At 44.0% G+C, this 26,837-nt stretch carries 18 protein-coding genes, 3 rRNA genes and 1 riboswitch; of the genes, 17 read left to right on the forward strand and 4 right to left on the reverse strand.

The features are described 5' to 3' along the window. Nucleotides 1–63 precede the first annotated feature (63 nt). The 9 genes from HXT36_RS05500 to HXT36_RS05540 all read left to right on the forward strand — a co-directional run bounded on the left by HXT36_RS05500 (nt 64) and on the right by HXT36_RS05540 (nt 11,646). Nucleotides 64–3,024 carry a cation-translocating P-type ATPase gene (locus HXT36_RS05500; protein WP_421778720.1) on the forward strand — a complete coding sequence of 987 codons (2,961 nt, stop codon included), beginning with the start codon at nt 64–66 and terminating at the stop codon, nt 3,022–3,024. Between the two features lie 310 nt (nt 3,025–3,334). Then, nucleotides 3,335–4,339 carry a DNA adenine methylase gene (locus HXT36_RS05505; RefSeq protein WP_016635258.1) on the forward strand — a complete coding sequence of 335 codons (1,005 nt, stop codon included), beginning with the start codon at nt 3,335–3,337 and terminating at the stop codon, nt 4,337–4,339. 40 nt (nt 4,340–4,379) lie between these two features. After that, entirely contained in the window at nt 4,380–5,258 is an 879-nt protein-coding gene (locus HXT36_RS05510) for a type II restriction endonuclease (protein WP_004131285.1), read from the forward strand. Next, nucleotides 5,255–6,004: a TRM11 family SAM-dependent methyltransferase gene (locus HXT36_RS05515; RefSeq protein WP_004131286.1), complete on the forward strand. Its 750-nt coding sequence runs from the start codon at nt 5,255–5,257 to the stop codon at nt 6,002–6,004. The genes HXT36_RS05510 and HXT36_RS05515 overlap by 4 nt, the downstream gene beginning before the upstream one ends. 97 nt (nt 6,005–6,101) lie before the next feature. After that, complete coding sequence (gene dcd, locus HXT36_RS05520) at nt 6,102–6,683, forward strand: dCTP deaminase (RefSeq protein ID WP_016635257.1); 582 nt, start codon at nt 6,102–6,104, stop codon at nt 6,681–6,683. 270 nt (nt 6,684–6,953) lie between these two features. After that, nucleotides 6,954–7,808 (forward strand): alpha/beta hydrolase, encoded by an 855-nt coding sequence (locus HXT36_RS05525; protein ID WP_248898837.1) that lies wholly within the window; start codon nt 6,954–6,956, stop codon nt 7,806–7,808. Then, nucleotides 7,805–8,269 carry a nucleoside deaminase gene (locus HXT36_RS05530; RefSeq protein WP_032813198.1) on the forward strand — a complete coding sequence of 155 codons (465 nt, stop codon included), beginning with the start codon at nt 7,805–7,807 and terminating at the stop codon, nt 8,267–8,269. The genes HXT36_RS05525 and HXT36_RS05530 overlap by 4 nt, the downstream gene beginning before the upstream one ends. Before the next feature lie 241 nt (nt 8,270–8,510). Continuing rightward, nucleotides 8,511–9,479 carry a ketopantoate reductase family protein gene (locus HXT36_RS05535; protein ID WP_421778721.1) on the forward strand — a complete coding sequence of 323 codons (969 nt, stop codon included), beginning with the start codon at nt 8,511–8,513 and terminating at the stop codon, nt 9,477–9,479. A gap of 214 nt (nt 9,480–9,693) precedes the next feature. Next, nucleotides 9,694–11,646, forward strand: coding sequence for an alpha-glucosidase (locus HXT36_RS05540; protein ID WP_421778722.1), 1,953 nt, complete (start codon nt 9,694–9,696; stop codon nt 11,644–11,646). A gap of 14 nt (nt 11,647–11,660) precedes the next feature. Here HXT36_RS05540 and HXT36_RS05545 read toward each other — a convergent pair whose 3' ends face one another. Next, entirely contained in the window at nt 11,661–12,443 is a 783-nt protein-coding gene (locus tag HXT36_RS05545; protein ID WP_421778723.1) for an SIR2 family NAD-dependent protein deacylase, read from the reverse strand. Nucleotides 12,444–12,510: 67 nt separating this feature from the next. On the opposite strand from HXT36_RS05545, the gene HXT36_RS05550 reads away from it, so the two are divergent. From HXT36_RS05550 to HXT36_RS05585, 8 genes are all read left to right on the forward strand, one after another. Further along, nucleotides 12,511–12,810 carry a hypothetical protein gene (locus HXT36_RS05550; RefSeq protein ID WP_421778724.1) on the forward strand — a complete coding sequence of 100 codons (300 nt, stop codon included), beginning with the start codon at nt 12,511–12,513 and terminating at the stop codon, nt 12,808–12,810. A 190-nt stretch (nt 12,811–13,000) separates the two neighbouring features. Further along, nucleotides 13,001–14,527, forward strand: a 16S ribosomal RNA gene (locus HXT36_RS05555). 370 nt (nt 14,528–14,897) lie between these two features. Next, a 23S ribosomal RNA gene (locus HXT36_RS05560) occupies nt 14,898–17,955 on the forward strand. Nucleotides 17,956–18,122: 167 nt separating this feature from the next. Next, a 5S ribosomal RNA gene (rrf, locus tag HXT36_RS05565) occupies nt 18,123–18,239 on the forward strand. The 16S, 23S and 5S rRNA genes sit together here, the layout of an rRNA operon. A gap of 96 nt (nt 18,240–18,335) precedes the next feature. Then, nucleotides 18,336–18,428, forward strand: a riboswitch (TPP riboswitch). Beyond that, the gene (thiM, locus tag HXT36_RS05570; RefSeq protein WP_421778725.1) at nt 18,416–19,933 is read left to right on the forward strand and encodes a hydroxyethylthiazole kinase; all 1,518 of its coding nucleotides are present in this window, start codon (nt 18,416–18,418) and stop codon (nt 19,931–19,933) included. Its footprint overlaps the riboswitch before it by 13 nt. Nucleotides 19,934–19,938: 5 nt before the next feature. Then, nucleotides 19,939–21,636, forward strand: coding sequence for a bifunctional hydroxymethylpyrimidine kinase/phosphomethylpyrimidine kinase (locus HXT36_RS05575; protein ID WP_016839832.1), 1,698 nt, complete (start codon nt 19,939–19,941; stop codon nt 21,634–21,636). Between the two features lie 298 nt (nt 21,637–21,934). Beyond that, a complete protein-coding gene (locus tag HXT36_RS05580) occupies nt 21,935–23,266 on the forward strand; it encodes an ATP-binding protein (protein WP_032813134.1) in 1,332 nt (443 codons plus the stop codon). A gap of 167 nt (nt 23,267–23,433) precedes the next feature. Then, nucleotides 23,434–23,835 (forward strand): XRE family transcriptional regulator, encoded by a 402-nt coding sequence (locus HXT36_RS05585; protein WP_421779246.1) that lies wholly within the window; start codon nt 23,434–23,436, stop codon nt 23,833–23,835. A 179-nt stretch (nt 23,836–24,014) separates the two neighbouring features. On the opposite strand, the gene HXT36_RS05590 is transcribed toward HXT36_RS05585, so the two are convergent. From HXT36_RS05590 to HXT36_RS05600, 3 genes are all read right to left on the reverse strand, one after another. Further along, a complete protein-coding gene (locus tag HXT36_RS05590) occupies nt 24,015–24,386 on the reverse strand; it encodes a hypothetical protein (protein WP_004112863.1) in 372 nt (123 codons plus the stop codon). Between the two features lie 161 nt (nt 24,387–24,547). Further along, complete coding sequence (locus tag HXT36_RS05595; RefSeq protein ID WP_421778726.1) at nt 24,548–25,708, reverse strand: histidine kinase; 1,161 nt, start codon at nt 25,706–25,708, stop codon at nt 24,548–24,550. Further along, nucleotides 25,705–26,376: a response regulator transcription factor gene (locus tag HXT36_RS05600; protein ID WP_016635818.1), complete on the reverse strand. Its 672-nt coding sequence runs from the start codon at nt 26,374–26,376 to the stop codon at nt 25,705–25,707. Before HXT36_RS05600 ends, HXT36_RS05595 begins: the two co-directional genes overlap by 4 nt. Between the last annotated feature and the right edge of the window lie 461 nt (nt 26,377–26,837).

Raw genomic sequence — 26,837 nt, forward strand, 5'->3', positions numbered from 1 at the left:
TTGAGTTAACTTTGCATAAATCTTGATTATTGACTACTCCGCGGCGCTCCCAAGGGGGAAAATATGGTTGATCAAAGCGATCAATCCAAAGATCCGTCATTGCAAGACGCACAAAGTGTTGCAGATGCGCTTAATGTAAATGTTTCTACTGGTCTAAGTAGCGATGAGGCTTCTAGAAGGCTCGCGCAATTTGGCCCGAACGCTCTAGCTGGTGCTCCTAAAACGCCAGCGTGGAAAAGGTTCCTCGAACAGTTTAAAGATCCGCTTGTTTACTTGCTTATAGCGGCAACTATTATTTCCGCAATCGCATGGTTTGTTGAGCGCGCACAGCATGGTGGCGAAAGTGGCGGCGAAGTTTTGCCGTTTGACTCAATAGTTATAATCGTGATTCTTATAGCAAACGCAGTTTTGGGCTATATTCAAGAATCGCGTGCGCAAGAAGCAGTTGAAGCGCTGGCAAAAATGAGCGCTCCGCAAACGTCTGTTCTTAGAGATGGGCGAGTTATGCGCATAGATACGGCAGATGTTGTACCTGGAGATATTTTGGTTCTTGGCGAAGGCGATGCTGTTTCTGCAGATGCAAGGCTTATTGCAGCCGCTTCTTTGCGCGTTGCAGAAGCAAGCCTTACGGGAGAATCGGTTGCCGTTAGTAAGCGTCCAGAAACTCTAGCTTCACTAAAGTCTTTGGCAGACCGCACAAACATGGTGTTTAATGGCACTGCCGTAACGCAGGGCACTGGTCGCGCAATCGTCACGTCTACGGGCATGAAAACTCAGGTTGGAAAAATCGCAGATATGCTTTCTAGCGCGCAAGAAGAAGCTACACCTCTAGAGAAAGAGATGGTTCGCGTATCTAAGGTTCTTGGAATCGCAGTGTGTATTATTGCAGCCGTTGTGCTTGCGTCTATGTGGGCTCTTGAAGGCTTCCACACTATTGAAGACGTTATAGATTCTTTGCTTCTTTCTGTTTCTCTTGCTGTTGCTGCTGTTCCAGAAGGCTTGGCTGCTATTTTAACGGTTGTTCTTGCTTTGGGCGTTCAGCGCATGGTAAAGCATCATGCTGTTGTTAAAAAGCTTTCGTCTGTAGAAACTCTTGGCTCTGCATCTGTTATCTGCTCCGACAAAACGGGTACTCTAACTCGAAACGAGATGACTGTTGAGCGTGTTATAACGCCTAGCGGCCAAGTGCAGCTTACGGGTAGTGGGTATAAGCCAGAGGGACGAATGGTTTTGCTGGATTCTTTAGATGCGGATTTGGCAGTTCCTCCAGCTCTAGCTACAGAGGTGATTGGTGCGCTCGGATCTGGGTATTTAGCAAACGATGGCGATTTGCACTACAATGAATCGTCTGGCGCATGGCAGCCAGTTGGCGACCCTACCGAGGTTTCGCTTATTGTTGCGGCTCGCAAAACTAAGGCAGACAAGCGTTATGCGCATCTTAGTCGCGTTGCGGAAGTGCCGTTTACTTCTGAGCGCAAACGCATGTCTGTTGTTGTTAAAGACGATTCGGATTCTGGGAATCTTATTGTTTGCGCAAAAGGTGCTCCAGATGTTTTGCTTTCTTATTGCACGCGAATCGCAGTTGCTGGCGCTGTTCGTCCGCTTACAGACGGAGATCGCGAAGAAATTCTTGCAAATGTGGAAAAGCTCTCTGGCGAAGCTTATCGCACGCTTGCAATGGCGTATAGGCCGCTTGGCGTAGATAGTTTAGCTAAAGTTAGCGGCATGGTTTCTAATGCTGCAGGTCAAATCGCAGATGTTGCCGAGCAAAGTGACGTTTTGGAGTCCGATTTGATTTGGAACGGCATGGTTGCGATTATTGATCCTCCTAGAATCGAAGTCCGAGATAGCGTTGCTCAAGCGCATCGTGCTGGAATCCGAACTGTTATGATTACTGGCGACCATCCGCTTACGGCTGCTCGAATCGCTAGCGACCTTGGCATTATTGGAAAAGATGAGCATGCTCTTACTGGCGATGAGCTTGACGAGTTGCTTTCTAGGGATGACGACAATATTGCTTTCGACGATGCGATTAGCAAAGTGAGCGTGTATGCGCGAGTGGCTCCAGAACACAAGCTTGCGATTGTTTCCTCGCTTCAAAGGCAAGGCAATATTGTTGCTATGACTGGTGACGGCGTAAACGATGCTCCTGCTGTAAAGTCGGCAGATATTGGCGTTGCAATGGGCATTACGGGTACGGAAGTCACTAAAGAATCCGCAAAGATGATTTTGGCAGACGACAACTTCTCTACAATCGTTGCAGCAGTGCGCGAAGGTCGCGGAATTTTCGACAATATTCGTAAATTCTTGAGATATTTGCTTAGCTCCAATGTTGGCGAAGTGTTCACTGTTTTTGGTGGCGTAGTGTTTGCTGGCGCTTTGGGAATTACGCAGCCAAACTCTGTAGGCGTGACTTTGCCTTTGCTTGCAACGCAATTGCTTTGGATTAATTTGCTTACGGACGCGGCTCCTGCGCTCGCAATGGGTGTTGATCCGCAAACGGATGATGTTATGAATAGGCGGCCGCGAAGGCTTACGGATAGCGTTATTGATAAGCCAATGTGGGGAGACATTGTGTTTATTGGCGTGATTATGGCAGCTATAACGTTGATTGGCATGGATATGCATTTGGCTGGCGGATTGTTTACAGACCGCTCCACAACTGTTTTAACTCATGCTGCTCAAATGACTCACGCGCGCACAATGGGCTTCACTATTCTTGTGTTCGCTCAAATGCTTAATGCTCTTGCGTCTCGCTCGCATTTGCAAAGCGTGTTTGTTGGCTTGTTTGCAAATCGTTGGCTTTGGGGTGCAATCGCAGTTTCCGTAGTGTTGCAGCTTGCTGTAATTTATATACCATTCCTTAATGGTCCGTTTGGCACAGTTCCGCTCGACTTTATGGAGTGGGTGGAGTGCCTTGGTCTTTCAATGGTTGTGCTTATTGCTTCGGAGTTAAGAAAGTGCGTTTTGCGATTTATTGCTAAGCGCAAAGCTGCTTCCTCTGTTGCAATATCTGCCATCTAAAGCGGCTTTCATGTGATTAGTGTTATTTGATTAGTGGCCACTTTTTGCGTGATTTTTATTGCGCAGCAAGTGGTCACTTTTGTTTTTACTATTCACCTTATAAATCAATATTTTCTGCAAAACAAAATATAAAAATTAAAGTTATCCACAATTTTTATATTTTCTTGATATTGAAACATTTATTTATAAAGTTGTATTCAATAATGAAATTACTTAAAGGGTAAGTGATTTTCGTATAAAACATATTTTGCAATTATTTGATTGTGAAATATATATTTTGAAAATAGTAAAAATATATGTTAGGGGAATTATGAGAGTAGAAGATAAACAAAATCTGATTTGTAAAGCTGATAGTACAATAGTTACGCAAGGGCAATTGAATATATTAGGCTTGGAGAATCTGATTAAAGTGGCGCAGCTAAAACCGTTTTTGAAGTGGGCAGGTGGGAAAAGTCAACTTCTTAATGAAATTAAGAAGTATTACAGATTTTCTGATTCTAGTATTACCAAGTATGCTGAGCCGTTTATTGGTGGCGGAGCAGTATTATTCGATATTTTAAGCTTGTACGATTTACAAGAAGTGTACATAAGTGATATTAACGCTGATCTTATTAATACATATAAAGTAATTCGAGATAATATTGACAATCTGATTGTTTCTCTTAAAAAGTTATCAAATGAATTTTTGCCATTAGATATGCCTGCGCGTAAGGAATATTACTTAAGCAAGCGAGAATTATTTAATTCTATTGACTGTGTGGATTCGTCAAGTGTTGATTCGTCAAAAAATGTTATAAAAGCAGCTTTAATGATTTTTCTTAATAAAACTTGCTTTAATGGATTGTTCAGAGTTAATAAAAAGGGCTATTTTAATGTGCCAATGGGAGTGTATAAAAATCCGCTAATTTGTGACGAGAATAATTTACGAGCGATTTCTAAAAAATTGCAAAATGTCACAATTGTGTGTGGGGATTACAGGAAATCAGCCGATTTTATTGATAATCATACTTTTGTCTACTTTGATCCTCCATACAGGCCAATCACAAAAACAGCAAGTTTTACAGCTTATACAAGTCAATCTTTCGATGATAAAAATCAAGTGGAACTTGCTAACTTCGTGTCTCTTTTAGATAAAAAGGGAGCGAAAATAGTTGTTAGTAATTCAGATCCAAAGAATACTAATTGTGCAGATAACTTCTTTGACGAAATTTACTCTTCATGTTCCATTAAACGAGTTGACGCTACCAGAATGATTAATAGTAAAGCTGAAGGAAGAGGAAAAATCAAAGAATTACTGATATCTAATTTTAAGTAGATATTTAATTTAATAATTTTTACATTCACAGGAGTAAGAGATGGAACGTGATTTTAATAAATGGATTTTGACTTTTAGAAAAAGTATTGCAACTTATGGGTACTATTGTGATTTCCAAAAGATTTATGCGAATGTAGATAGTATAAAAGTTGAATTAAACATATTAAATTCATTAGTTGGTTCGCATAATATTGATCAAGATTTTGATAATCTTATAAACAAGTATCCAGAAGTAGTTAAATGCATACCAATCCTTCTGGCTGTTAGATCCTATGAAATATATTGCCAAGATAATTCTGGGAACAATACTTTTTATTTTGATCCTAAAAAATTCAGTTCATTATCAAAACTTGAGCGCGAAAAATATAAATACTTTATGCATAAAACTGGATTATTCGAACTTTTGCAACATCATATTGTTACAAATCTAGTTGACTATGTAACTGGTATTGAAACTGGTCTTGATTCTAATGGCAGGAAGAATCGTGGCGGTCATCTTATGGAAGATCTTGTAGAAAGCTTCATTCAATCTGCAGGGTTTGTAAAAGGTGAAAATTATTTTAAAGAAATGTATATTCACGAGATTTCCGATAAGTGGAGTATTGATCTTTCCCCAATATCTAATCAAGGAAAAATGGAGAAACGATTTGACTTTGTTGTAAAGACAGAAGAAACCGTATATGCAATTGAGACAAATTTTTACTCTTCTAGCGGAAGCAAGCTGAATGAAACTTCTCGTAGTTATAAGACTCTTGCTCTTGAGAGCAGCAGTATTAAAGGTTTTACATTTGTATGGTTTACAGATGGAGAAGGTTGGAAAAACGCTTCTCATAATCTTGAAGAAACTTTTGATGTTATGAAAAATATTTATAACATTGCGGATATGGAAAATGGGATTATGGGGGAGATTTTCAGATGACTGTTACGTCAATAAAACGGTGGGAGCCTGAAAATTTTGAATTAGAGATGACTACACATTGGTCATTTCCTGATCGCGGTAATTGGGCTACTCATGATTCAAAGTGGCGAGGCAATTGGTCTCCATATGTTGTTCGTAATCTTCTTTTACGGTATTCTGCAGAAAAAGATTTAGTGCTAGATCAGTTTGTTGGTGGCGGTACCACTCTAGTGGAAGCCAAGTTGCTAAATCGTGATGTAATTGGTGTTGACGTTAACGATATTGCGATTAATCGGTGTAGAGAAAAGGTGTCGTTTAACCACGAAGGGGCAGATGGAAGAGTTTATATACGTAAAGGTGACGCTCGTAATTTAGATTTTCTTGATGATGAAAGTATAGATTTTATATGCACGCATCCGCCTTACGCAAATATCATCAAATATAGTGAGAATATACCAGAAGATTTATCGTTGCTTAAAGTTGATGCGTTTTTGAGTCAAATGAAAAAGGTTGCCGAAGAAAGTTATAGAGTTCTAAAAGCAAACAAGTTTTGTGCTGTTCTTATGGGAGATACTCGTCAAAAGGGATGTATGATTCCAATGTCTTTTGACGTAATGAAGATATTCCAAAATGCTGGATTTACGTTGAAGGAAATAATTATAAAAGAGCAGCATAATTGCAGAGCAACAGGTTATTGGAAAACAAATAGTATCAAATATAATTTTTTGTTGATTGCTCACGAATATTTATTCGTTTTTAGAAAATGATTATGTGATGCATAGACCGCGGCACGCGCTACACTTGGCATATAAGTGTGTTTAAGTGTTTGTTTTACGAAGTTTTATCGCAAGGAGATTTGACGTTATGCTGTTGTCTGATCGCGACATTCTCAAAGCTCATGACGAGGGTCATATTGATTTGACTCCATGGACCCCACAAATGGTGCAGCCTGCGTCGATTGATGTGCGGCTCGACCGATTTTTCCGTTTGTTCAATAATCACGCTTACACGTACGTGGATCCTGCGGAAAACCAGGGGGAGTTGACTGAGCAGTTTGCGGTTGCACCAAATGAGCCTTGGATTTTGCATCCTGGCGAGTTTGCGCTTGGCTCCACTTGGGAGTATGTGAAGTTGGATTCTACGATTGCTGCGCGCTTAGAGGGCAAAAGCTCGCTTGGCCGTCTTGGAATTTTGACTCATTCCACGGCTGGCTTTATTGACCCAGGTTTCGAAGGTCACATTACTTTGGAGCTTTCAAACGTTAGTACGCTGCCAGTTAAATTGTGGCCAGGGATGAAGATTGGGCAAATGTGCTTCTTTAAGCTGAGTTCTCCATGTGAGAATCCTTACGGTTCTTCTGTTAACGGATCTCACTATCAAGGTCAGCGCGGTCCAACTCCGTCTAGGTCTTACGAGAACTTCTATCGCGCAAATTTGGAAGATTAGTCTTGATTAAGATTTGATTAGCCTCGATTAGTCTTGATTTTTAAGAAAAATCAGGGTAAAAGTAGAAAACTTTCAGCAAGTTATCAGCTAGTTCACTAGCAGCGCTAAGGATTATGTGTTTTCATAATATTAGTGAAAAACTTAAAAGGTAATTCACGAAAGCTTATTCATATTTTTCCTTAAATTTAAACCCCAGTCCAATCGGCTGGGGTTAAATTTTTATGCAGTGTTCGCTGTGTAAATGCCAAAGCTGTGCCGTATGCTGTAGTTATGACTAATCATAACGGTGTGATCTCTAGTGAGTTCGACAACGGCGAATTTAACAATAATGATTTTGGCGGCGGCAATAACGGCAACAGCAACGCCAATAATGGCGATTTTGGCAGCGAAGACAGCGCGGATGGTGCTTCAAATGGCCTGCATGCTGGCCGTGAATCAAGTGTTGTTCCAGGCAGATTCGGCGAAGATTTGCATGTAAGCGTTGCTAAGTATTCTCGAGGCGAAGCAGCTGCATACGCCACAAGGCCTCTTCTTTTGCTGTTGCACGGATGGGGTTCAAACGAGGACGATTTGCTTGACTTAATGCGCGTTGTGGCTCCTTATAACGATGCGATTTCTTTGCGTGCTCCACTTCGCTTGGCTCAAGGCGCTTACAGTTGGTTCCATGATGCTGTGCCTAATGGAGATGACTTAGACCGAGATATGTATGCTGCGGCTGCTGCGATTGATGAGTGGGTTGCGGCGAATGTTCCCGAAGATCGCGCTGTTGTGCCATTTGGTTTTTCGCAAGGTGCGGCTCTTGCGATTCATGTTCTTAGGCTTAATCCAGATCGCTATCGCGCATCCGTTGCGCTTTCTGGCTTCGTGGCTCCTAATATTGCTAAAGATATTTCTCTTAACGACGACGTTCTTGCGGATCTTAATACGCCTGTTTTCTTTGGCTACGGCTTGGATGATGCTGTTATTGCTCCTTACGAGTTTTCGGCAGCTGCAGCCTGGCTTGAGGAGCATACGTGGCTGGAAGAGAAGCGTTACCGCGGACTTGACCATGCAGTTCACATGGAAGAACTTGGCGATATTCGCTCTTGGTTTGCGTTGCACAATATTTCTTCGGGGTTAATGTGACTTTGCGCGCGCGCGAATATGTTTCGCTAATGCAAGAGGCGCTGCGACTTGCACAAGTTGCTGCCGATTGTGGAGAAGTTCCAGTTGGCGCTGTTGTTGTAGATGGTTCTGGGGTGATTATTGGCCGCGGCTCTAATCTTCGCGAGAAAGACGCGGATCCTCTTTCTCACGCAGAAATTCTTGCGATTAGGCAGGCGGCGGCATACGCCAAGTCTTGGAATCTTAGCGATTGCACGCTTGTTGTTACGTTGGAGCCTTGCCCAATGTGTGCTGGCGCAATTTTACAAACGCATATTAGTAGCGTTGTTTTTGGCGCATGGGATTCAAAACTTGGCGCATGTGGATCCGTTTGGGATATTTTGCGAGACCCTCATATTGGCTCCCATCCGCAAGTTTTTGGCTCCGTTTGCGAATCGCAGTGTGTGCAGTTATTGCGTAATTTTTTCGAAAATCATCGATAAAACTGAATAATTTTTTAATTAGAAACGCTGTAAAGATGTAATTAGAAAAATTTTGACATTCTCAAAAAACTGTGTAATATGCTATAAAAACCAAAGAGCAGTTGACTGATTGTTTTTTCACTCATTCAGTCTTCTGCTTTTTGTTATATTCGTGGTTGCTTCCGCGTAATCCATGTAAACGAAAATTTATGGATTTATGCCTGGTGCCACTTTACTTACAAGCCTACATGGAGGTGTCATTATGAGTGACATGAAATATGCAATGATCGGTTCTGGAGCTATGGGGTATCGCTATGGCGTTTTGTTGCAGGAAACGGCTGGCATTCATGTTGATTTCATTGATGCCTGGGATGAAAATGTGAATAAGGTTCGCCAGCAAGGCGGTGTAATGGTTAGCCGAGATCACGAAAATCGTCATCTTGTGCCAATCAATATGTATACTCCAGAAGATTATGACGGCGATCCAGATGTGTGGATTGTGTTTATGAAGCAAATGCAGCTTGCGGAGATGTTGGAGCGTTGCAAGCATCTGTTTAAGGATCATCAGGTTGTGTTTGCTGCAATGAACGGTTGGGGTCATTTTGAGAAGCTTCAGCAATATTTCTCGGACGATCGCATTTACGGCGGTACTGCAATGATTGCAACTGTGCTGAATGGTCCTGGAGACGTTGATTTTATTGGTAAAGTTGGCATTGGCACAATGAATATGTGTGCGTTGAACGAGCAAGTGAGCGATGTTGAGCTTGCTATGCGAGATGATTTTAAGGCTGCTGGCTTGAATCCTACTATTACGGAAGATTTCAAGGGTACGTGCATGGCAAAGGTAGTTTTTAATTCCGTAGTTAACACTTTGTGCACAATGTATCAGATTCAAATGGGTCAGTTTATTTCGTACCCAGGGGCTATGGATATGGCTCGTCAACTTATTAACGAAGCGTACGATGTGTGCGATCGTGCAGGAATTCGTATGGTTAATACGCGTCAACAGGAGTTGGAGGCTATTGACTACGTAAGTCGCGTGGCAAATCCTTTGCACTATCCTTCAATGTATCAAGATATGAGTCGTGGTCGAAAGACAGAAGTTGATTATATAAACGGATATATTGCAAAGCTTGGTCGCGAAAATGACTACGTTTGCCGCACTCACGAGTTCTTGACTCACGGAGTTCATTTGGCGGAGCTTGCATTCAAATTGCATAATCAGCAGTGATTTGGAGAGTATTCTGCAATTCGTACAATGAATGAGAAGGAGGCACGGCTCGTAGTTTTTACTGCGGGCCGCTTTTTTATATTTTGCGCGTAATATACAGTATGCTGATAGAATTTAGAGTCTAAAATCATAAATACTATTCAATAAATAAAATTATGCATAATAAATAAAACTGCAATAAAAATACTTATTAACGTAAATTAATGGGGAATGTATGACTACTTTTAACAGAGCGAACTTGCCGCAATCCGTGCGCACAAATGGCGCTACGCCAAACCCTTGGTGGGCAAATGCAGTTGTGTATCAGATTTATCCGCGAAGCTTTCAAGACACTAACGGCGACGGCATTGGCGATTTGAAGGGCATTACTTCGCGTCTTGACTATTTGGCGGATTTAGGCGTTGACGTGCTTTGGCTTAGCCCTGTTTACAAGTCTCCACAAGACGATAACGGCTACGATATTTCCGATTATCAAGATATTGATCCGCTTTTTGGCACTCTAGAAGATATGGACGATCTTTTAGCACAAGCGCACAAGCGCGGGCTTAAAGTTGTTATGGATCTGGTAGTAAATCACACTTCCGACGAGCACGCTTGGTTCCAGGCTTCAAGAGATTCTTCTAGCGACTACGCGGATTGGTATTGGTGGAGGCCAGCGCGCAAAGGATGCGTGCCTGGAGAGCCAGGTGCGGAGCCAAATAAGTGGGGTTCGTATTTTGGCGGCTCGGCGTGGACGTATGATCCAAAGCGCGGCGAATATTACTTCCATCAGTACTCTCCAAAGCAGCCAGATTTGAATTGGGAAAATCCTGCGGTTCGCGCTGCCGTGTACAAGATGATGAATTGGTGGATGGATCGCGGAATTGACGGCTTCCGCATGGATGTTATTACGCAAATTTCTAAGCGCGTAGATAGCGAAGGGCGTTTGCCAGGTGAGTACGGTTCGCAGATTGAAGATGCGCCAGCAGGCGATGACGGCTACTCTTCTCCGTATTTCTTCTGCTCCGATGGCCCTCGTTTAGACGAGTTTTTGCGCGAGATGCGCGAAGCGGTTTTCAAAGGTCGCGAAGGTTTCTTAACTGTTGGCGAAGCTCCTGGAATTTCCGCGCATCGAAACACTTATATTACAAATCCTTCTAATGGCGAGCTAGACATGCTCTTCTTGTTCGATCAAGTTAATGTTGATTGCGCAAATGGAACTAAGTGGAATCCTACTCCTCTTAAGTTGACTACATTAAAGCGCGCAATGGCAGATCAGCAGCAAGCAGTTAGCGAGGCTGGTTGGGCGAGCCTGTTCTTTAATAATCACGATCAGCCGCGTGCGCTTTCTCGCTGGGGTAGTGAGGCTAGCGATGAGATGCGCGTGCTTTCTGCTAAGGCGATTGCAATGCTTCTTCACATGCATCGCGGTACTCCGTACGTGTATCAGGGTGAAGAAATTGGCATGACAAACGCGCACTTTACGCGTCTTGAGCAGTATCGCGATTTGGAAGCGTTGAATATGTTTAAGCAGCGCGTAGAAGAAGCGCATATTCAGTCTGCGGAGTCTATGATGGATGCGCTCGCAAAGCGCGGTCGCGATAATTCTCGAACTCCAATGCAATGGAATGCGTCTAAATACGCGGGATTTATGCCTTTTAATGTTCCGTCGCAAAATAATGCGCAGCCTTGGATTAGCGTGAATCCTAATTATGTAGATATTAATGCTGCTGAGCAGATGGAGGATTCGGATTCTGTTTATTCGTTCTACAAGCGTTTGATTGAGTTGCGCCATTTGCAGCCTGTTGTTTCGGCTGGCTCTTGGAATTTGATTGATGCGGATGACGAGTGCGTTTACGCGTTTATTAGGCAGGTTGAGCAGACTTGTGATAATGCTAAGGCAGATGTGGCAGATGAGGCAGGTCTTGAGCATGGTGTGAGTTCTTCAAGCGCGGTTGCTTGCGATTTGCCTTGTGCTTCTGTAAAGAAGTTGCTCGTAATGGTAAATATGACGGATTCAGCTGTAGCAATACCTGCTCAAAGCGCCGAATTGTTGCGTAATATCGCCGCTAACGGCGTATCGTATGATGATGTGATGATTTCTACCTACAGCGCAGATCATGCTCTTAAATCGCTTAAAAATGGCATGCTTGCGCCTTGGGAGGGAATCGCTGTTAGCTTGCAATAATTATTTTGCAATAGTCACTTTGCAATAGTTTCGTCTACTAACTTTGGCAGAGCTTTCGCAATATCTTCGCGTATTATGCGCTCTGCCAAATAATCGTATTGCGTAGCGCCCAGGTTCATTATTGTAATCGGCACTCCTGCGCGAGCGGCTAGTGGCACAAGGCTTGCAGCTGGAAACACTTCTAGCGTAGAGCCAATAACCCACAGCTCGCTTGCGTGCATAATCGCCTGCGCGCTGCGTTCCATTGCGCCTTCGGGAAGAGCTTCTCCAAAATATACAACGTCCGTTTTTATAAGACCGTTGCAAGGCATATTTCCGCGGTATGGCAGCGCGCGCCTGCAATGTGGGTCTGGATGTGCGTCTAAGTCGCGCATAATATCGGCTGTATTGTAGCTCGCGTGGCAGCTCATGCAGTGTGATGTTCCAATGCTTCCGTGCAAGTTCACTACAATGTCTGGGCTGTTTCCAGCTTTTTCGTGAAGCGCATCAAAGTTTTGAGTGGCGATTAAGTCCAGCATCCCAGCTTTCTCAAGTTTTACTAGCGACTTATGCGCTGTTCCTGGCTGAGCGTTCCAAACTGGCGACTCTTTTTGCCATCTCCAAGAGTAAATGCGTTCTTCTTCGCTGCTTAAAAATGCGTCTATATCGTAAACACTCATTTGCTCTGGGTGTTTAGTCCAAACTCCATCTGGGCCTCGAAAGTCTGGAATGCCCGCGCTTGTAGATATTCCTGCGCCTGTTAACACAACAATATGATGGTGTGCGCTGCTCTTGCTGTTTTTCTCGCTATTTCTCATATACCTATATATAGCACGCGCACATGTTGTGTGCATATATGCTGTTTGTTTTGATTATTTTGCGTATTTGGCTTGTGTGATTTTGCGCGACACTCCCGTGTTTTGGTTTTTGGGGGTGTTTTTCTTGTTTTTTTGGATTATTTTTGTTGTGTTTTTGTTGGTGTTTGGTTGCGTGGCGTTTTTGATCGTGTTTTTATCGTGTTTTCAACACGCCGATGTTTTGGCTTTGTTTCAATGGTTTTGGCTTGTTGACTTGTGTGTGATTTGCTTTTGGGCTTGCTTTGGTGTAAGTTTATCTCTTGCTGCTCAGCGCGGCTGGTTCTCCTCGGTTGAGGTTGATGAGCCGGCTGGTGTGGTGGTGGTTTGAGAACTCAAGAGCGTGTCTGTACTACTTATTAGTTAATTATTGCCAGTTCATTGTCAGCCTCACAGATTGTGGGGTGCCTGAGAGATGGTTAAATGATGGTGAGGTTTTTTGTTGGGATGTTCTTTCCTTAAAGAATGTCTCGTCTTTTTCTTTTATATTGGAGCCTTATGTTGGCTCTTCATTGAAGTTTTTCGTGGAGGGTTCGATTCTGGCTCAGGATGAACGCTGGCGGCGTGCTTAACACATGCAAGTCGAACGGGATCCGACCAGCTTGCTGGTTGGTGAGAGTGGCGAACGGGTGAGTAATGCGTGACCAACCTGCCCCATGCTCCAGAATAGCTCTTGGAAACGGGTGGTAATGCTGGATGCTCCAACTTGACGCATGTCTTGTTGGGAAAGTGTTTAGTGGCATGGGATGGGGTCGCGTCCTATCAGCTTGTAGGCGGGGTAATGGCCCACCTAGGCTTCGACGGGTAGCCGGCCTGAGAGGGCGGACGGCCACATTGGGACTGAGATACGGCCCAGACTCCTACGGGAGGCAGCAGTGGGGAATATTGCGCAATGGGGGAAACCCTGACGCAGCGACGCCGCGTGCGGGATGAAGGCCTTCGGGTTGTAAACCGCTTTTGATTGGGAGCAAGCTTTCGGGTGAGTGTACCTTTCGAATAAGCGCCGGCTAACTACGTGCCAGCAGCCGCGGTAATACGTAGGGCGCAAGCGTTATCCGGAATTATTGGGCGTAAAGAGCTTGTAGGCGGTTCGTCGCGTCTGGTGTGAAAGCCCATCGCTTAACGGTGGGTTTGCGCCGGGTACGGGCGGGCTAGAGTGCAGTAGGGGAGACTGGAATTCCCGGTGTAACGGTGGAATGTGTAGATATCGGGAAGAACACCAATGGCGAAGGCAGGTCTCTGGGCTGTTACTGACGCTGAGAAGCGAAAGCGTGGGGAGCGAACAGGATTAGATACCCTGGTAGTCCACGCCGTAAACGGTGGACGCTGGATGTGGGGCCCATTCCACGGGTTCTGTGTCGGAGCTAACGCGTTAAGCGTCCCGCCTGGGGAGTACGGCCGCAAGGCTAAAACTCAAAGAAATTGACGGGGGCCCGCACAAGCGGCGGAGCATGCGGATTAATTCGATGCAACGCGAAGAACCTTACCTGGGCTTGACATGTGCCTGTCGACTGCAGAGATGTGGTTTCCCTTCGGGGCAGGTTCACAGGTGGTGCATGGTCGTCGTCAGCTCGTGTCGTGAGATGTTGGGTTAAGTCCCGCAACGAGCGCAACCCTCGCCCTGTGTTGCCAGCGGGTTATGCCGGGAACTCACGGGGGACCGCCGGGGTTAACTCGGAGGAAGGTGGGGATGACGTCAGATCATCATGCCCCTTACGTCCAGGGCTTCACGCATGCTACAATGGCCGGTACAACGGGATGCGACATGGTGACATGGAGCGGATCCCTTAAAACCGGTCTCAGTTCGGATCGTAGTCTGCAACTCGACTACGTGAAGGCGGAGTCGCTAGTAATCGCGAATCAGCAACGTCGCGGTGAATGCGTTCCCGGGCCTTGTACACACCGCCCGTCAAGTCATGAAAGTGGGCAGCACCCGAAGCCGGTGGCCTAACCCTTTTGGGATGGAGCCGTCTAAGGTGAGGCTCGTGATTGGGACTAAGTCGTAACAAGGTAGCCGTACCGGAAGGTGCGGCTGGATCACCTCCTTTCTACGGAGTTTTTGTGCACGCTCAGTTGAGTGTGGTTACTGGTGTGGAAAACAATAGTTAACGTTTTGTGAGTGTGTTGGGCATGCTTTTGGGTTCCCGGATTGCCACCCCCCTTGTTTTGGGGTTGCGGTCCTAGCCCTTGGATTACAGGTTGAGGCTTTATTGTTTTTGGCTTGTGTTCTTGGTGTTTGGTGGTTTGAGAACTGGATAGTGGACGCGAGTAAGAATAGTGAGACTATTTTTGGTTTTGCTTGTTTTTACTTTTATCAATTTCAACCGGCTCCATTTTGGTGGAGTCGCTTGATCGTTTTGTGATCGTTTAGTGTGATGATTTATTGTCTAGAGAGTTAAGCGATAGGCTTTTTACTGGTGTATCACTGGTAAGGGCGTATGGTGGATGCCTTGGTAGACAGGACCGATGAAGGACGTGACGGGCTGCGATATGCCTCGGGGAGCTGCCGAGTGGGCTTTGATCCGAGGATTTCCGAATGGGGAGACCCGGCCACTGTTATGGGTGGTCACCACAGTTTTTGTGGGGGGTACGCAGGGAAGTGAAACATCTCAGTACCTGCAGGAAAGGATACTCCGTGAGTAGTGGCGAGCGAAAGCGGATCAGGCTAAACCGAGTACGTGTGATAACCGTCAGGTGTTGCGTATTCGGGGTCGTGGGATTGACTGTTCAGCCTCTGACGGGGTTGAGGAGAGTGATAAAACGTCGTGTTATGTGAATGGGATTGAATTCCCAGCCGTAGAGGGTGATGGCCCCGTAGCAGGTCGTGCGATGTCTCTTTATGTTTATTCCCAAGTAGCGCGGGCCTCGTGGAATCCCGCGTGAATCTGCCCAGACCGTTGGGTAAGCCTAAGTATTCCTGTCTGACCGATAGTGTACTAGTACCGTGAGGGAAAGGTGAAAAGCACCCCGGGAGGGGAGTGAAATAGTTCCTGAAACCGTGCGCTTACAATCCGTCGGAGCCTTCTTGTGGGGTGACGGCGTGCCTATCGAAAAATGAGTCTGCGAGTCAGTGGTATGTGGCGAGGCTAACCCGGGTGGGGGAGCCGTAGCGAAAGCGAGTTTTAAAAGGCGTTTTAGTCGCATGTCCTGGACCCGAAGCGGGATGATCTAGCCCTGAGCAGGTTGAAGCGCGGGTAAGACCGTGTGGAGGACCGAACCCACCTAGGTTGAAAACTGGGGGGATGACTTGGGGTTAGGGGTGAAAGGCCAATCAAATTCCGTGATAGCTGGTTCTCTCCGAAATGCATTTAGGTGCAGCGTCATGTTATTGCTTACAGGGGGTAGAGCTACTGGATGCTTGCGGGCCCATACCGGGTACTAATAGCAGCCAAACTCCGAATACCTGTTAGGTTTATCATGGCAGTGAGTCGGCGGGGGATAAGCTCCGTCGTCAAAAGGGAAACAGCCCTGATCGTCGTCTAAGGTCCCGAAGCGCGTGCTAAGTGGGAAAGGATGTGGAGTCGCATAGACAGCCAGGAGGTTGGCTCAGAAGCAGCCATCCTTGAAAGAGTGCGTAACAGCTCACTGGTCTAGTGGTTCCGCGCCGACAATGTAGCGGGGCTTAAGCACGCCACCGAAGACGCGACTGCGTGATTTTTCACGCGGGGTAGGAGAGCGTCCTGTATGGGGTGAAGCGGCAGTGTGAACTTGTCGTGGACTATACGGGAGTGAGAATGCAGACATGAGTAGCGAGAGACAGGTGTGAATCCTGTCCGCTGAATGACTAAGGGTTCCGGGGCCACGTTCGTCGTCCCCGGGTGAGTCGAGTCCTAAGGCGAGGCCGACAGGCGTAGTCGAATGGATGAACGGGTTGATATTCCCGTACCGGTGTTACACCGTTCGAACTGAATCTGAGAGTACTAACCTTCGTTATTCTGGTTGATTGCCTTTCGGGGTTTTCTTCTGGTTTAGTGTTGGGAGCGTATCGGTAGTAGGTTAGCGTGGGAGTGACGCGGGTAGGTAGCCGGCTGCGGAGGTGGTTTTCCGTGGCTAAGCGTGTGGGCTGTCCTCTAGGTAAATCCGGGGGATGTTTAAGCTGAGGCGTGATGGGTAGGCCGTATGGCTGATTCCGGTGATCCTGCTTGCCGAGAAAAGCTTCAACGTGAGGTGTGATTCCGCTCGTACCCTAAACCGACACTGGTGGTCTGGTAGAGTATACCGAAGCGATCGGGCGAATCCTGGCCAAGGAACTCGGCAAATTACTCCCGTGCCTTCGGCATAAGGGAGACCCTTGATGGTGATGTTTTTTACAAGCGGAGCTGTTGGGGGTGGCACAAGCTAGGGGGTAGCGACTGTTTACCAAAAACACAGGAGCGTGCGAAGGCGTAAGCCGCTGTATACGCTCTGACGCCTGCCCGGTGCCGGAAGGTTAAGAGGATCCGTTAGCTTTGGCGAAGCGGTGAATTTAAGCCCCGGTAAACGGCGGTGGTAACTATAACCATCCTAAGGTAGCGAAATTCCTTGTCGGGTAAGTTCCGACCTGCACGAATGGCGTAACGACTTCCCCACTGTCTCGGCCAGGAGCCCGGCGAAATTGCAGTACGAGTAAAGATGCTCGTTAAGCGCAGAAGGACGAAAAGACCCCGGGACCTTTACTATACCTTGGTATTGTCGTTAGGTGTGGATCGTGTAGCATAGGCGGGAGGCTGTGAAGCGTGGGCGCTAGCTTGCGTGGAGTCGATAAGTGAAATACCGCTCTTTCCATATCTGGCGTCTAACCTCGACACGTTATCCGTGTTAGGGACAGTGCCTGGCGGGTAGTTTAACTGGGGCGGTTGCCTCCTAAAGAGTAACGGAGGCGCTCAATGGTCCGCTCAGCCCGGTTGGCAATCGGGTGTTGAGTGTAATCGCACAAGCGGGCTTGACTGTGAGACTGACGGGTCGAGCAGGGACGAAAGTCGGAGATAGTGATCCGGTGCCGGCGTACGGACGTGGCATCGCTCAACGGATAAAAGGTACCCCGGGGATAACAGGCTGATCATTCCCAAGAGTCCATATCGACGGGATGGTTTGGCACCTCGATGTCGGCTCGTCGCATCCTGGGGCTGGAGCAGGTCCCAAGGGTTCGGCTGTTCGCCGATTAAAGCGGCACGCGAGCTGGGTTCAGAACGTCGTGAGACAGTTTGGTCTCTATCCTCTGCGCTCGTTGGAATGTTGAGGAGACCTGCCCATAGTACGAGAGGACCTGGGTGGACGAACCTCTGGTATGCCGGTCGTCACGCCAGTGGCGCTGCCGGTTAGCTACGTTTGGAAGGGATAACCGCTGAAAGCATCTAAGCGGGAAGCCTGCTCCAAGATTAGCATTCCTTGCACTTTGTGTGTGAGCCCCCATGTAGAACACGTGGTTGATAGGCTGGATGTGGAAGCCCTGTAAGGGGTGGAGCTGACCAGTACTAATGGGCGATTGTGATACTACTTGTATTGCTTATCGTTTAATTCTCTTAGATAGTATGGAGTGTTAAACGGTCATGATTATGGTTAAGTTGTTGATTTTGATGATTGTTCTTCTTGTTGCTCGCGTTCATGTCCGGTTCCCAAACCGCCAGCTTGCCACTCGCTTATAGTGAGTGTATAATCTAGTTTTGCGGTGGTCATGGCTCAGGTGAGACGCCCGGCCCCATTCCGAACCCGGAAGCTAAGGCCTGATACGGTGAGGGTACTGCACTCGATAGGGTGTGGGAGACTAACACGCTGCCGCATTATTCTTCTAGCGGGGAGTTTCAACTCCCCGCTTTTTTAATGCTTAACACTGTTGCTAACGTATATAAATAACGTCATAACGAACATATATAGTCAAATATAGGTTCGGGGTGCGCGTAGGCGCTGAGATTATACCCGTTGAACCTGATCTAGTTAGTACTAGCGAAGGGAAAATCATGACTACTGTGTCGTGCTCTAAAAATAGTGAATTCTCAACTAATGCTCGTTGCAAGCAATTCATGCAAGATGTACGTGAATGCATCGAAGCTTTACGCGCAAAAAATCCGCTAACACATTGCGTAACGAATAATGTTGTTCAAGAAATAACTGCAAACGTTCTGCTAGCTGCTGGAGCATCGCCAGCAATGGTCGTAGATGCAGAAGAAGCTGAAGTCTTTGCTCAAATCGCATCTGGTGTATTAGTAAACATTGGAACGTACAGGCCAGTAGACAAAGAATCTATGGATGCTGCGATTCGCGGAGCTGTAAAAGCGCACACTCCATGGGTTCTTGACCCAGTTGCAGTTGGTGGTTTAGCTCCACGCACGCAATACGCGCGCGAAATCGTTAAAAGTCGTCCTGCTGTAATCCGCGCAAACGCTTCAGAAATCTTAGGTTTAGCTGGAGAAGAAAGTGGCGGTAAGGGAGTAGACGCTGGAGACTCCGTTGATTCAGCAGTTGCAGCAGCTAAGAAGCTAGTTAAACTATACGGCTCTGTAGTGGCTATTTCTGGCGAAAAAGACGCTATTTATGGTCACGGATGCTCTGCACGAGTTTCTGGCGGTCACGAAATAATGACGAAAGTAGTCGGCACAGGCTGCTCTCTCGGCGCATTGGTTGCAGCATACGTTGGAGCGAATCGAAATCGACCTTTTGCAGCAACAGTTGCCGCTCACGTACACGCTGCTGCAGCAGGAACTTGGGCAGCACAACGTTCAACATCGCCAGGGTCATTTAGAACATTATGGATGGACGCGCTTATGGATTTGAGCGCAGACGATATGCTGAAACTAGCGAATATTGAATTTGAACTCGACCCTGTTGATTGGTCTTTATACTTTATAACAGACCCAAAGATGAGCGACCGAGCCGAAGAAGATATTGCAGTTGATTGCGTTAAAGGTGGAGCAAGCGTAGTCCAATTGCGCGATAAGTACGCAGATAGCGAAACTTTTAACAATAAAGCTCAAAGCTTGCGAGACAAAATGCTTGCTAATGGTTGCGGAGACGTGCCGATTTTTGTTGATGATCGTATAGATTGTGCTAAAAGTTTAGGACTCAACTTGCATGTTGGTCAAACAGATACGCCTTATATTGAAGCGCGTAAGTCTATTCCTGCAGAGTGGATGGTTGGACTTTCTATAGAAAAGTTAGAACAGTTAGATTACGTTTATAACGAATGTGCTAAAGAAAATGTGGCATTACCAGATGTTATTGGAATAGGTCCGATTTGGCCTACTGCCACTAAGCCAGACGCCGCTCCTGCTTTAGGTGTTGAAGGAGTAGAAAAGATTGCTAAACGCGCTAAAGAACTCGGCATTAGCACGTTAGGAATCGGCGGCGTTAATGAAAATACCGTGTTCCCTATTAAAAGCACTTCAATAGATGGTTTATGCGTAGTATCTGCTCTAATGCTTGCGCAAAATCCTTGCGAAGAAGCACACAAATTACGCGATGCTATTACGAAGGAATAAAAATAATGAATAATCAATTTTCGCAAGCTCAAGCACCTTTGCAATCAATTTCTAAATTATATGATTCAAGCCTAAGGCCATCTTCTTTGCCATCTTTAGAAGACCCGATTATTCCACGCGTACTAAGCATTGCTGGAACTGATCCAACAGGCGGAGCTGGAATTCAAGCTGATCTAAAATCAATCACAGCATCTCATGGATTCGCAATGTGTGTAACAACTAATTTGGTTGCTCAAAACACTTGCGGTGTGCGCGAAGTGTACACTCCTCCAACCGACTTTTTGCAAGCGCAATTAGAAGCAGTATTTGATGACGTAACTATTGATGCTGTAAAAATCGGCATGCTTGGAGATAAATCATATATTAGTCTAGTTCAAGATTGGCTTAAGAATCATCCTGTTCCTGTTGTTGTGTTAGACCCAGTGATGGTAGCAACTTCGGGAGATAGGCTGCTTGAAAAGTCTGCAGAAGACGCAATGCGTGAATTTGCGCCTCTTGCGGATGTTATTACGCCAAACATACCTGAGCTCGCAGTATTATGCGATAAACAGCCTGCATCTAATTTTGAAGAAGCTTATGCTCAAGCAAGCGAGTGGAGCGCAAAAAACAATACTATTGTTATTGTTAAAGGCGGTCACTTAACAAGCGAAGATGCTGGGAATACTGTTGTGTTCCCAGATGGCCACAGAGTGCACGTTCCTTGCCCTCGAGTTGATACAACAACAACGCATGGCACTGGCTGCTCGCTATCCTCTGCGCTCGCTACGCGCATAGGATTAGCGTTGCGAGAAGGGAAGAATCTTAGTGATTACAGTACTGTAGCGGATGCTTTAGCATGGTCGTCAAGATGGCTTAACGAAGCTATTGCTTGCGGTAAAGATTTGCATGTTGGCAAAGGTCATGGGCCTGTGAACCATGCGGCTCGTAATTATCGTTTGGAATTAGATTCTTCGTCAACTCCTTGGGAGCATATGCAAGCGAATGGCTTAGATGGATTAACTCCACAAAGCGTAGTCGTAAAAGCTCATAGCAAGGCTAGAAAGCCAAATGTGGAGCCTTGTGGCCCTTGGACTCAAGCTTTATGGGATGCTAGCGCAGATGTTGATAACAACATTATGAAAATGCCATTTATTAAGGCTTTAGGCAATGGAACGCTTGACTCCGACTTGTTTGCTTTCTACATAAGTCAAGATTCCGAATACTTGAAGCGTTATTCGCGTGCGCTAGCTGCTGTTGGAGCTAAAACGCCAGATAATGAAGCTGGAGTGCATTGGGCTACGGGTGCAGCTATGTGTATAGAAGCAGAATCGCAGTTGCACAGAGATTGGCTTGGAAGTAGAAATATAAGCATTGATGCGCCTTGCTCTCCAGTAACATTAGCTTACGTAAATCACTTGCTTGCTTCTACAATGGCCGAAGACTACGTGATTGGAGCTGCGTCCATATTGCCATGCTATTGGCTTTATGAAGAAGTGGGGCAAATTTTAGTCAAAAATAATACTCCTGAAAACCCATATTATGATTGGATTTCAATGTATTCTTCTCATGATTTTGAGTCAGGAGTAAGAATGGCAGTTAAATTTGTTGAGAGAGCTTTTGAGGAAGCTGGACCAAAGGCTCGAATTCTTGCTGCTCAAGTATATATGACTTCATGCATTTACGAGTATGAGTTCTTTAATCAAGCTCATAGAGCATTGAGGTAGATGGTTTGATAGCTTGATAACTTGATAGCGCTGATGCATTGACTTCGTCTTTATTAACAACATCTAGAGGATTTGAAGATGAGTCAAAGCGTCAGCGCATTTTTTTTTAATACGCATGTCTCTTATTGTTGATTTTTCTATTTTTCTATTTTTCTATCGTCTATCTTGCAAAACCCAAAGTACTTTGGAAAATATCAGATAGAATTGCCAAATATGCACCATTTTCGCTAATTCTATCTTGCAAAACCCAAAGTACTTTGCTAAATTGAAGATAGAAGTGGAAAGAAAAGGAATGCGAATGATTTTCAATCGTCAAAGGTACATAAAGAAACTGAACCAGCTTAGTTGGAATGGCCTGGTTAAAATCATTACTGGTGTGCGCAGAGCAGGAAAATCGTTCATTCTTAATGAGCTGTTCTATAATTCTCTTATTTCTCAAGGCGTTTTGCAGAATAATATTATTCGGTTTGCCTTTGATGCAGATGAAGATATTGATCGTCTTGAGCCATTTGCAAATGGCGAACCGGTAAAAATCGCAGATAAAAAACTTGGCTACGTTATCAATGCTAAAGTGTTCCGTCGCTACATTGCATCGCAAATAAATGATAGCGACAAGTTTTACATTTTCCTCGACGAAGTGCAATTGCTTGATAATTTTGTTGGCACACTTAACAGTTACTTAAGGCATGCAAATTTAGACATATATGTTACTGGATCTAACTCCCGTTTTCTTTCATCGGACATTGTTACTGAATTTAAGGGGAGGAGCACAGAAGTTCACGTTCAACCTCTTACTTTTGCTGAATACATGGAAAGTTCTAGCAAAACGGTTTCGGAATCTTGGGCAGATTACATTGTTGCTGGCGGGATACCGCTTGTAGCTAGAATGCAAAATGTTGAGGAACAAATAAAATACCTTGAAAATCTTGTTAAAGAAACTTATTTGAAAGATGTAGTTCAGCGAAACGGCGTGCGAAAAGAGCAGGCGCTTTTTGAAACTTTGCAAGTAATAGCTTCGTCAATAGGCGCTCCTGTTAACCCAAGGAAACTTTCTAACACGTTTATTAGCCACGGATATGGAGAAATTACTTCAGCAACTGTTAGTCGTTTTATAGACTACTACAGTGATGCTTTTCTTGTAAGCAAAGCTCAAAAGTACAATATTAAGGGCAAAAAATACATTGATTCCTTGTTCAAGATTTACTTTGAAGACATTGGAGTACGCAACGCTTTGCTTAATTTTAGGCAAATCGAAGAGTCGCATATTATGGAAAATGTTATATACAACGAGTTAAGATATCGCGGATATAACGTGGATATTGGCGAAATGAATATTGCTGAAAATACTGGTCGAAAAGATAAAAATAACCATGATATTTATGCGCAAAAATCTTTGGAAATAGATTTTATTGCTACTTTGGGAAGTGAAAAATATTATATACAATCTGCGCTCGCTATGACGACGGAAGAAAAATCATTGCAAGAAAAGCGCTCGCTTTACTATATTGATAATTCTTTCAAAAAGATAGTAGTTACGAAAAATGGATTGCATGCTACAAGAGATAATCGTGGGGTAGTCACCATGGATCTATTCGATTTTTTGCTTAACGAAGACAGTCTTAAGCGGTGACTTAATGCAATATGCTTTAGTCTTGGCAATGGCTGAGTGAAGAAGCGTCATGTGTGCTTTATAGCTTCATTGTGCTGATTTTGTATGCAATGCCTATTTACTTAATTGATAAATAGGCATATACTTATATGTGTGAAGCGAAAAGAGTTGGAGAAAAGACTCAATCAATGAGTGCCACTGAGCATGATAATGCAACGACTTGTTTGCAAATGGTGACCGCTATAGCTCGCAGATGCGATGACTGGTGGGCTATAGAAGTGCCGGAAATACCAGGATTGTTTACTCAAGTGCGTAGGCTGGATCAGGTTGCAGCAATGGTAAAAGATGCTGCTGCAACTTTAAATGTTAAAGTCAATGGCGTGAAAGTAATTCCGAAACTTAGTGAGCAAGATGAGCTTATGCTTCAACATATGCTAGATGCAAAATCTGCAGCTATAAAAACTCAAGAAGAAGCGTCTATACTTATGCGTGAAACAGTTCGTATACTAAGGAATCAGGGATTGACGGTTCGTGATGTTGCAGAGCTTACGGGGGTTACTCCGCAGCGAATAAGCTCGCTTAAATCTTAGTAACTTAATGTAATGCGGTTGCGGCTATGCGCAAGTAAGTTGCTCAGTAGTGTATAAACTCTATGCAAAACAAATCAATAGCGAATAAATAAGTAAAGGTCAAGCCGTAGGATGTGTGGCTACAACTTGACCTTTGAAAATTGCGATATTTTTTAAGTTAAAATCGCAGTCTAATGCTTTTATTTATTCTTGGCAATTCCAAGAGCTTTTGAACTTTCATCCTTATCAAGGCCTATAAATAGAAGCACAATTATGCCAATAATCAGCGGAACATAACCGTATCCAGATCCGTGGATTATGCCGAATATTTCCATAAGTCCATTTGCTATTACGGCCAGTGAAGATACTATAAAATATAGTTGCGCGCACCACGGTTTTTTAATGAGAAACATGGTTGCAAGACCAAATAATCCAGCGATAATTTGAGGTACTCCCCATAGATAATCATTACGCATTACAATCAGCGCAATTCCGCTAGCAAGAAATACACCATTGGCTATTGTCCAAAATACGGATGGAATTTGTGCTTTTGTATCTTCTAAATTACTCATATTCTTCTCTTTCTAATAAAAGAAAATAATTGTGTATATCAAACCTTTACAACTTATAAATTAATGGCGTGCTAAAAGGTAAACAATATCTTGTCTAGGAAAACCTTTACAAATAATTACTATCTAAAACTGCTTAAGATTCATTAATCTTTTAAACTGAATCAGTAAGCCATGCTATCTATACAGTTATGTTCATTTTTGAAAGGAATAACTGCATTACATTCCCAATACTTACCAAAGGCTCGAAGATAGAGTGAACCGCCTAAATGCTTTATGATATCGCGATGAAGTAGAAGTCCTTTTTGAGATACTGAGCGAATTGCATCTTTACTTTTCCCGCCCAAAAATCTAACATTGAACTGTTTTATAACAATTTGTTTTTTACGTATCGAAATTCTGATGTAATAAACTAAAGAAGCATATTTTCGCATGTTCAAATATAGTTCTTCGATTAATTCAATAACTTCACAGATGATTTCATTGCTAATGTCTTCAGGAATATCGTTACTAGATATATTGCATATTGATCTTCCTTTTAATCCACAAGATGTATTGATTGAGTCGTTCATTTGTAGCGTATCTTCAATGTGCTGAATGAACTCGCTTCGAGCATCTTGCTTAGCAGTATTTTCGCGTAGAATGTCGATAATATTATGTCCTTCTTCAAAAGCCTGATCTGCCAAATCATTTATTGCCTCAATAGCTTCTCGCTGCTTTTTAGAAATAGACTTGTCAAGTAATGCTATTTTACTTTGTAGTGCAATATCTGCAATCTTATTAGTTAATCTATCGTGCATTCGCACAGCCAGATGAAGATTATTAATTGTTTGCTTATCTTTTTCATAAAGAACCATTTTTTGGTGAGAAATGCGCAAAATAATACCAGTGCAAACGCAAAATATATTTATTAAAAGGTAAGCAATAAGATACTTGAAAGATAAAGTTGATAGGTATCGGTATGCAATGTAGTGTAATGCATCTATTACTAAGAATAAAGGTAGTGTAAATTGAATCGGATATAAATACGAAATAAAAACAAATGATATGATGAGCCCGAAAGTTACTGGTGGAAGATTCAGACTAGGAATAACAAGAATGCTGAGGTGTACAAAAATATAGCACATGCTCATAAAATGCGGGAGCAAGCAAAGAAACAGATTTATAGCAGCAAGAATCATGTAAACTATAACAAGTTGTATTGTGCTATTGTCGCTATTTGAGTAAATATACGCATCCATTGCGCTCGACAAACATCCCAATAGTAAAAATGTTTTATTGTCAATAAGCTTTTCTCGTAAACGACGCATTAAGAAAATAATCATTGTGTATCATTTCCTAAATATTCATCATGCAGCCATGTAGTAATAAGTTGTGAACGATTTGTCACATTCAATTTTTTGAATACGCGACGAAGGATAGTTTCCACAGTACAAGTTTCAACAAATAAACGTTTGGCGATTTGCGCATTAGTCATTCCTTTACTGCACAACTTTACAATTTCAGTCTCATGATCCGTTAAAGCAAGGCGTCCATTTTTTGGTTTATTTTGCAGACGTTGAAATGCTGTCGTCGTGTCGTCAAAATGAAGATCGCCTATTATTTGTGGCTTGAATGTGCCATGGGCAATACTGCTAAGCATGGCGCAAATAGTTTCTGGGTGGTTCTTTCCAATAATGCCTTGTGCGCCTGCTGTTGATGCTTTTAAAGCATAATCGTTGATAGGGAATGAAGTTATAGCAATTATTATTGGGAGTGAGTATCTTCTTCGCAATTCGTATAATATTTTAATTCCCGAAACACCAGACATATACATGTCAATTAGCAATACGTCTGGGCATTGATTTTGACAAAACTGAATTGCTTGATTGGCGTACGCGGATAACCAGCAAATACTGCAGGACGGAACAACCTGTTCAATATATGTTTTTAGGCCGTGTAGACAAAAACAATCATCATCAACAATGCCAACAGTAATATGCTTTGCTATCATATTGCTCCTTTAGAAAAGCATTATTTAAGTAATAATAGTACTTGAATTTGTATGATGAATATCTTGTCTAGGAAAACCTTTACAAAGCAGATTGTATAAAGGTAGTTGCTTGGAGCTTACGGGGTTACTCCGCAGCGAATAAGTTCGCTTAAAGCTTAGTGATTCAAAGCAATGTGGTTGAGGCTATGCGCAAGTAAGTCGCTTAGTAGTGTATAAACTCTATGCAGAACAAATCATTCTCTGGTACTACGCAAGTTCCAAGAATCATAAATAAAATCATCATTTAGTGTGATGCAAACTCTTTACGGCGATTATAGGCTATTAAGCAAAAGCTGAAATCCTCAATAAAGTGTCAATCATAAAAGCGTTAATCGTAGCATTATCAAGCACTTTATTTATTTTTGATCAGTTTGAGAGACTCGTTTCGACGCATACTATGTGTCTACGAGTTTGGCGAGTAA

Origin of the sequence: Gardnerella sp. DNF01144 (assembly GCF_049244245.1) — a bacterium.
Lineage (GTDB): Bacteria > Actinomycetota > Actinomycetes > Actinomycetales > Bifidobacteriaceae > Bifidobacterium > Bifidobacterium piotii.

Excerpts from the sequence above, each read along its gene's own strand:
- HXT36_RS05500 (WP_421778720.1), top strand. The coding sequence starts at position 64 with ATGGTTGATCAAAGCGATCAATCCAAAGATCCGTCATTGCAAGACGCA.
- HXT36_RS05505 (WP_016635258.1), top strand. The coding sequence starts at position 3,335 with ATGAGAGTAGAAGATAAACAAAATCTGATTTGTAAAGCTGATAGTACA.
- HXT36_RS05510 (WP_004131285.1), top strand. The coding sequence starts at position 4,380 with ATGGAACGTGATTTTAATAAATGGATTTTGACTTTTAGAAAAAGTATT.
- HXT36_RS05515 (WP_004131286.1), top strand. The coding sequence starts at position 5,255 with ATGACTGTTACGTCAATAAAACGGTGGGAGCCTGAAAATTTTGAATTA.
- dcd (WP_016635257.1), top strand. The coding sequence starts at position 6,102 with ATGCTGTTGTCTGATCGCGACATTCTCAAAGCTCATGACGAGGGTCAT.
- HXT36_RS05525 (WP_248898837.1), top strand. The coding sequence starts at position 6,954 with ATGACTAATCATAACGGTGTGATCTCTAGTGAGTTCGACAACGGCGAA.
- HXT36_RS05535 (WP_421778721.1), top strand. The coding sequence starts at position 8,511 with ATGAGTGACATGAAATATGCAATGATCGGTTCTGGAGCTATGGGGTAT.
- HXT36_RS05540 (WP_421778722.1), top strand. The coding sequence starts at position 9,694 with ATGACTACTTTTAACAGAGCGAACTTGCCGCAATCCGTGCGCACAAAT.
- HXT36_RS05545 (WP_421778723.1), bottom strand. The coding sequence starts at position 12,443 with ATGAGAAATAGCGAGAAAAACAGCAAGAGCAGCGCACACCATCATATT.
- thiM (WP_421778725.1), top strand. The coding sequence starts at position 18,416 with ATGACTACTGTGTCGTGCTCTAAAAATAGTGAATTCTCAACTAATGCT.
- HXT36_RS05575 (WP_016839832.1), top strand. The coding sequence starts at position 19,939 with ATGAATAATCAATTTTCGCAAGCTCAAGCACCTTTGCAATCAATTTCT.
- HXT36_RS05580 (WP_032813134.1), top strand. The coding sequence starts at position 21,935 with ATGATTTTCAATCGTCAAAGGTACATAAAGAAACTGAACCAGCTTAGT.
- HXT36_RS05585 (WP_421779246.1), top strand. The coding sequence starts at position 23,434 with ATGAGTGCCACTGAGCATGATAATGCAACGACTTGTTTGCAAATGGTG.
- HXT36_RS05590 (WP_004112863.1), bottom strand. The coding sequence starts at position 24,386 with ATGAGTAATTTAGAAGATACAAAAGCACAAATTCCATCCGTATTTTGG.
- HXT36_RS05595 (WP_421778726.1), bottom strand. The coding sequence starts at position 25,708 with ATGATTATTTTCTTAATGCGTCGTTTACGAGAAAAGCTTATTGACAAT.
- HXT36_RS05600 (WP_016635818.1), bottom strand. The coding sequence starts at position 26,376 with ATGATAGCAAAGCATATTACTGTTGGCATTGTTGATGATGATTGTTTT.